Here is a 6,550-nt window from a genome sequence, read left to right on the forward strand (position 1 = left end):
CCCGCCGAATGTAGCGTCAGTCTAACCGCTGTGAGGGGAATTTGTCAAACCAGGGGTACGACGAGGAATTGCGGGCCGAGCGCGCGTACGTCGAAGGGTTGTACGCGCGCCTCGACCGCGAACGTGAGCAGGCGTGGGCCCGCTACCGCACCGCGCTCGGGGAACCGGGCACCACGCTGGTGGACCGCGACGCCGACGTCCGGATCCGGGGCCGGGAGACGGCCCGGCTGAACGTCGCCGACAACGGGCTCTGCTTCGGCCGGTTGGACGCCCTTTCGGGCGACCGGAGCTACATTGGCCGGATCGGGCTTTTCGACGGCGAAAACGACTACGAACCCCTTCTGCTGGATTGGCGGGCGCCGGCGGCGCGGCCGTTCTACGTCGCCACCGCGGCGTCGCCGGAAAACATGCGCCGCCGTCGTCAGTTCCACACGATGGGGCGCCGGGTCGTCGATTTCACCGACGAGGTCCTCGGGCGTCCTGGTGACGGCGAACGCGGGGACGCGGCGCTGCTCGCGGCCGTCAACGCGCCGCGCGGGGAGGGCATGCGGGACATCGTCGCGACGATCCAGGCCGAGCAGGACGAGATCATCCGGCTCCCGCACGCGGGTGTGCTGGTCGTCGAAGGCGGCCCGGGCACCGGCAAGACGGCGGTCGCGCTGCACCGGGTCGCCTACCTGCTCTACACGCAGCGCGAGCGGATGTCGCGCAGCGGGGTGCTGGTCGTCGGGCCGAGCCCGCTGTTCCTCGACCACATCGGGCGGGTGCTGCCCTCGCTCGGCGAGTCGGACGTCGTCTTCCGGACGACCGGCGGCCTGGTGCCCGGGCTGAGCGTCACCGCCGAAGACCCGCCGGAGGTGGCGGTGCGCAAGGGATCGCTGAAGATCCTCGACGTCCTCGCGGCCGCGGTCGCCGACCGGCAGAAGGTGCCGGAGGAGCCGGTGCCGGTCGAGCTGTCCGACGTCACCGTGGACTTCGACGCCGGGATCGCGGCCGAGGCCCGGCTCGAAGCCCGCCGGGCGGGCCTGCCGCACAACGAGGCCCGCGCGGTGTTCCGCGAGCACGTCGTGGCGGGTGTCGCCGAGCGGGCGCTGGCGAAGATCGGCGAAGGTTGGCTGACCGGCGAGGACCGGGGCGCGTGGGCCGATCTGCGCACCGACGTCCTCGAGGAGCTGGCGGACCACGAAGAGCTCGGCGCCGTCCTCGACGGGCTCTGGCCGGAGCTGACCCCGGAGACGCTGCTGGCGCCGCTGTACATGTCACCGCGGCGGCTGCAGGCGGCCGGCGCCGACCCGTCGCTGTTCCGCGCGGACGGCGCGGCCTGGACGGTGTCGGACGTGCCGTTGCTCGACGAGCTGGCCGACCTGCTCGGCCGGGACGAGTCGGCCGGACGCGCGGCGGCGCGCCGGCAGGCGGAGGAGGACGCGGAGTACGCCGAAGGCGTCATGGACCTCATCAAGCTGGACCGGGAAGAGCTGGACGAGGACCTCGGCCTGGTCGCCACCGACCTGCTCTACGCCGAGGACCTGGCCGGCCGGTTCGCCGAGCGCGACACGCGTGACCTCGCCGAACGGGCGGCCGCGGACCGCGACTGGACGTACGGGCACGTGGTCGTCGACGAGGCGCAGGAACTGTCCGAAATGGACTGGCGGGTGCTGATGCGGCGGTGCCCGAGCCGGTCGTTCACGATCGTCGGCGACCTCGCGCAGCGCCGCAGTGCGGCCGGGGCGACGTCGTGGGACACGATGCTGGCGCGCTACGCCGGCGACCGCTGGGTGTACCGCGAGCTGACCGTGAACTACCGGACCCCGGCGGAGATCATGGTGGTCGCCGGCGCCCTGCTCGCGCAGTTCGCGCCGGGCGCGCGGCAGCCGGAACCGGTGCGGGCGAGCGGCGTCCGTCCGTGGTCCAGACGAGTTGCTGATGGCGAGATGCAGGACGCCATCGACGATTTCGCCCGCGACGAAGCCGGTCGTGCGGGCACCAGCGTCGTGCTCGGCCCGCCGGGGGTGCCGGGCACGATCCCGCCGTCGGCCGCCAAGGGCCTCGAGTTCGACGCGGTCCTCGTCGTGGCGCCGGAGCGGATCCTGGCCGAAGGCGCGCGTGGCGCGGCGGAGCTGTACGTCGCGCTCACCCGCGCCACGCAGCGCCTCGGGGTGCTGCACCGGGATCCGCTGCCGGCGGCGCTGCGCGGGCTCGCCGAAGCGGGGGCGCCGGTGCGGGCCGGCCATCGCCGGTTCCTGTAGGCCGGCCGGGGGTGGCGGGCGAGGGCCCGTCATCCCCGCCGGTCACGCCGTGAGCCGGCCCCAGGCGTAGTTCTGCTTGGCCAGCTTGAGGTACACGAACAGCTCGGTCCCGGAGACACCCTCGATCTTGCGGATCTCGTCACCGAGGACTTCGAGCATGTGGTCGTCGTCCCGGCAGACGAGCTCGGCCAGCAGGTCGTAGCGCCCGGCGCACAGCACGACGTAGTGCACGTTCGCCAGTTCCGACAGCTTGTTCGCGACCTCGCGCGGATCGGCGCCGTCGACGCTGATGCCGACCATGGCCTGCCGGGTCAGATCGACGTTGGCGGGGTCGGTCACCGCGACGATCTGCATCAGGTCGTCGCGCAGCAGCCGCTGCACCCGCTGGCGGACGGCTCCCTCCGAAAGCCCGACCGCCTTGGCGAGCGCGGTGAACGAGGCCCGGCCGTCCTGCTGCAGCAAGGCGATCAGCGATCTGTCCGTATTGTCCAGCGCGCGCGCACGTGATTCGTCACCCATGCCGTCCCTCCCTGTGTTTCGGCATGTGATTTGTCAAGTGCGCAGCGTATCGAGACCTGACCAGAAAGCGAGACCCTCAGGCCAGCTTCACGTGATCCGGCGCCAGGATCGTGATTCGCCGAGGAATCGGTGGCGACGCCGGGGCGTCACGAGGCTTTCCGAGGCGGTTTGCGCGCCCGTGCACCGGCTTCGGGGCGCCGGGGTGGAGGTTCGGCACCGGGACGGCGTCGATCCGCTGGTCCCGGGGGGTGCTCGCCCGGCGGCCGGAGGCCGCCGTGACACCGTCCACATCGGACTCGCACGACGACCTCAGTGCCCCGGCCTAGCCCAGGTCACGGCGGCTGAGGTCCTCCTCGGTCTCGCGGCGCACCAGCAGCGTCGCGACGCCGTCCCGGACCCCGACCAGCGGCGGCCGGCCGACCTGGTTGTAGTTCGACGCCAGCGAGTGGTGGTACGCGCCGGTGCACGGCACGGCCAGCAGGTCACCGGCGTGCAGGTCGCCGGGCAGGAGGATGCCGTCGGCGAGGACGTCGCCGGACTCGCAGTGCCGGCCGACCACGGTCATCGGCGTGCGCTTCGCCTTCGACCGGCGCCCGACCAGGCGGGTCGTGTAGCGCGCGCCGTAGAGCGACGGCCGCGCGTTGTCGCTCATGCCGCCGTCGACCGCGACGAACGTGCGGCTGCCGCGCTTGACCGCGCAGACGCGGTACACGGTGATCCCGGCCGGCCCGACGATCGCCCGGCCCGGCTCGATCGTCAAGCGGGGCAGGGGAAAGCCGTGCGCCGCGCACTCGTAGCCGAGGGCGACGCGCAGCCGTCGTGAGTAACCGCCGAGGTCGAACGCAGGCTCACCGCCGACGTACGGCACCGCGTGCCCGCCGCCGAGGTCGAGCTCCCGCAGGGTGAGGCCGTGGACGTCGCGGATCCGGACGAGCACCTCGGCCATCCGCCGCGCGGCCGCCTCGTACCGGTCGACGCGCGTGACCTGCGAGCCGATGTGGCAGTGCAGCCCCGCGAGCCGGAGTCCCGGCTGGTTCCGCACCGCCCGCACGGCCGCGTCGACGTTGTCCGGGACGCCGTCGAGCAGCGAAAACCCGAACTTCTGGCCCTCGGCGCCGGTGCTGATGGCGCTGTGCGCCCCGGCCGCGACACCCGGCGTCACGCGGATCATCACCTGCTGCGCGCCGTGGGCGAGCGCGCCGAGCTGCTCGATCTCGTCGAGCGAGTCGACGACGATCCGCCGGACGCCGTACTCGAGAGCGGCCTTGAGGTCTTCGGGTGTCTTCGCGTTGCCGTGCAACAGCATGCGCTCCGCGGGGAAGCCGACTCCGCGCGCGACGGCGATCTCGCCGGCGGAGCAGGTGTCGAGCGACAACCCCTCTTCAGCGACCCAGCGCAGTACGGACCGCGTACACAGCGCCTTGCTCGCGTACGCGACTTCGACGTCCGGGAGCGCGCGCCGGTACTCGCGCGCGGTGTCGCGGACCTGCTGCTCGTCGATGAGGTACGCCGGCGTCCCGAAGCGGGCGGCGAGGTGGCTGACCTTCGCGCCGGCGAGGAGCAGCTCGCCGTCTTCGCCGAGTCGGGTGCTTCGCGGCCAGACTCCTGGCTCGAGGTGATCGGCGGCTTCGCAGCCGAGGCTGGGAAGAAGCTCGCTGAGCGTCACGGGTGCCTCCGGGCATCACGACGGATCGGACTCCGTCAGGACACCGCCGCTGCTCGCGGCTCGGCGCGCTCGTGAACGCGGTCCTGACGGAACCCTCCGGCCCGCTTACTCGTCCTTAACGCGCGAGTAACTTCGCCCACACCTCGGCTGACCTGCAAAGAGCCGGGATCAGCGGACGGGCTCCGGAACGGTGTCGAGCTCGTGCACCATCTGGACGGCGAGCGCGAGCGCCTTCGTGTCGCTGAGCTTGGTGTGCTCCATCACAACGTGCTTCACCCGCTCGATGCGGCGCTCGTAGCGGGTGGTGGGAGTGGTCGGTGCGGTCATCGTTCGGTCCTCTTCTGCTCTTCGAAAGCTGTTGACGTGTGGCTCTTGTGGCCGCGGGGCCCGGCGGGGCCCTGGTGGTCCTGCACGGTGCCGCAGACGCAGCCGCGGTCGGTTCCCTGGCCGGCCGTGGTGGCGGCGCAGTACCGGCGGGCGATCGCGTCGTGCGTGCCGAGCGGGTGCGGGCAGGCCGGGCATTCGATGCCGGCGCGGTGCACCTCGGGTGCGTCCGGTGCGGGGGTGGTCATACCGTCGCCTCCGCCCGCTGGCGCCGAAGGGGCTCGCTCGCTTCGTGCAGGTGCTGCAGCACGTAACCGTAGGACCGGGCCCAGCTGCACTGGGCGTAGGAAATCGAGTGCCGGGCGCAGAAGTCCCGGACGATCACCTGCGCGTGCTTGAGGTTCGGCCGGGCCATGCTCGGGAACAGGTGGTGCTCGATCTGGTAGTTCAGCCCGCCGAGGGCGAAGTCGACCACCGGGCCGCCGCGGATGTTGCGCGAGGTCAGGACCTGCTTGCGCAGGAAGTCGAGCTTGTGCCCGGCCGACAGCATCTCCATGCCCTTGTGGTTGGGCGCGAACGAGCAGCCCATGTACAGCCCCCACAGGAACTGGTGCACCAGGATGAAGATGATCCCGGTCAGCGGCGAAAGCACGATGAACACCGCGGCGAGGTAGGCCGCCAGGTGCGCGATCAGCAGCGCGGACTCCAGCTTGCGGCGCCGGATGTCCTTGCGCAGAATGGCTTTCACGCTCGACACGTGCAGGTTGAGGCCTTCGAGCAGCAGCAGCGGGAAGAACAGGAACGCCTGGTACTTCGCGACCCAGCGCAGGAAACCGCGCTTCTGCGCGCTCTGCGCCTTGCTGAAGGCGAGCGCGGCGATGTCGACGTCCGGGTCTTCGTCTTCGTGGTTCGGGTTCGCGTGGTGACGCGCGTGCGTGCCGATCCACCAGCCGTAGCTCAGCCCGGTGAGTCCACCGTGGACGAACCCGGTCGCGTCGTTCGCCTTGCGGCTGCTGAAGATCTGCTTGTGCCCGGCGTCATGGCCGATGAACGACAGCTGCGCGAACATCATCGCGAAGAACGCGGCGAGGAACAGCTGCCACCACGAGTCCCCGAGGAACACGAACGCGACCCAGCCGCCGCCGAAGGCCGCGAGGTTGAGCCCGATCCGCACGGCGTAGTAGCGCCGACGACGGCGCAGGAGTCCCGCGGCCTTGATCAGCCGGGACAGCTCGGCGAAATCACTGCCCGCCGTGGCCGGCGTATCCGGAATCTGGATGGATGTCATCGGCGTCACCGCTCTGGGATAAGTCATTGAAGGCTTGTCCAGCAACGGTTTCCGGCCCCGACGGGGTCCGGGTCCGGTCCGGGAAAAGGGCACTGGGGCCTGGTCGCGGTGGTACCGCGTCCTGACGCAAGCCTCCCACCCCACCGCCGGAATGGCAATTCCCCGCAGGTCGCCGAAGAGGTGTACAGTCGGCCACATCGGGATGACGGTGACTTATCGCACACCCGTGACCTTCCGGTCGGATCGCTCCGGCCGGGGACAGGAGCCGAGCCCGGGTCGGGAACCCGCTCGTACCGCAGCCGTGCCGGTCGGTCGACCGGCGAGCAGCCGCCCGCAGTCGCGTGGAGCGACGCCCGAGGCGCCCAGTAAGGTTGCTACAGCGCTACTTTCCCCTGTCTCAGCCTTGTCGGGTGGGGGGGGGGGGGGGGGGGGGGGGGGGGGGGGGGGGGGGGGGGGGGGGGGGGGGGAACGGAGAAGAGAAGGCAGAAGGCGCGGCGCACAAAGAAA

At 71.4% G+C, this 6,550-nt stretch carries 6 protein-coding genes; 1 reads left to right on the forward strand and 5 read right to left on the reverse strand.

Features of this window, described 5'->3' with window-relative positions; translation table 11 throughout:
* The first annotated feature begins 41 nt into the window (after positions 1 to 41).
* Positions 42 to 2,246 (forward strand): RNA polymerase recycling motor ATPase HelR, encoded by a 2,205-nt coding sequence (helR, locus tag ACZ63J_RS22695; RefSeq protein WP_465402942.1) that lies wholly within the window; start codon positions 42 to 44, stop codon positions 2,244 to 2,246.
* A 42-nt stretch (positions 2,247 to 2,288) separates the two neighbouring features.
* Here helR and ACZ63J_RS22700 read toward each other — a convergent pair whose 3' ends face one another.
* The 5 genes from ACZ63J_RS22700 to ACZ63J_RS22720 all read right to left on the reverse strand — a co-directional run bounded on the left by ACZ63J_RS22700 (position 2,289) and on the right by ACZ63J_RS22720 (position 6,043).
* Positions 2,289 to 2,765: an Lrp/AsnC family transcriptional regulator gene (locus tag ACZ63J_RS22700; RefSeq protein WP_465313031.1), complete on the reverse strand. Its 477-nt coding sequence runs from the start codon at positions 2,763 to 2,765 to the stop codon at positions 2,289 to 2,291.
* Between the two features lie 322 nt (positions 2,766 to 3,087).
* A complete protein-coding gene (gene lysA, locus ACZ63J_RS22705; protein ID WP_465333827.1) occupies positions 3,088 to 4,431 on the reverse strand; it encodes a diaminopimelate decarboxylase in 1,344 nt (447 codons plus the stop codon).
* A gap of 168 nt (positions 4,432 to 4,599) precedes the next feature.
* Positions 4,600 to 4,758 carry a DUF6307 family protein gene (locus ACZ63J_RS22710; RefSeq protein ID WP_465402944.1) on the reverse strand — a complete coding sequence of 53 codons (159 nt, stop codon included), beginning with the start codon at positions 4,756 to 4,758 and terminating at the stop codon, positions 4,600 to 4,602.
* The gene (locus ACZ63J_RS22715) at positions 4,755 to 5,003 is read right to left on the reverse strand and encodes an RGCVC family protein (RefSeq protein WP_465402946.1); all 249 of its coding nucleotides are present in this window, start codon (positions 5,001 to 5,003) and stop codon (positions 4,755 to 4,757) included. Before ACZ63J_RS22715 ends, ACZ63J_RS22710 begins: the two co-directional genes overlap by 4 nt.
* On the reverse strand, positions 5,000 to 6,043 hold the full coding sequence (locus ACZ63J_RS22720; protein WP_465402948.1) for a fatty acid desaturase family protein: 1,044 nt from the start codon (positions 6,041 to 6,043) through the stop codon (positions 5,000 to 5,002). The genes ACZ63J_RS22715 and ACZ63J_RS22720 overlap by 4 nt, the downstream gene beginning before the upstream one ends.
* Positions 6,044 to 6,550: the final 507 nt, after the last annotated feature.

The organism is Amycolatopsis sp. NPDC104863, assembly GCF_055582965.1.

Bases quoted from the DNA above. Each gene is read 5' to 3' on its own strand.
- ACZ63J_RS22715 (WP_465402946.1), bottom strand. From the start codon at position 5,003: ATGACCACCCCCGCACCGGACGCACCCGAGGTGCACCGCGCCGGCATC.
- ACZ63J_RS22710 (WP_465402944.1), bottom strand. From the start codon at position 4,758: ATGACCGCACCGACCACTCCCACCACCCGCTACGAGCGCCGCATCGAG.
- ACZ63J_RS22720 (WP_465402948.1), bottom strand. From the start codon at position 6,043: ATGACATCCATCCAGATTCCGGATACGCCGGCCACGGCGGGCAGTGAT.
- ACZ63J_RS22700 (WP_465313031.1), bottom strand. From the start codon at position 2,765: ATGGGTGACGAATCACGTGCGCGCGCGCTGGACAATACGGACAGATCG.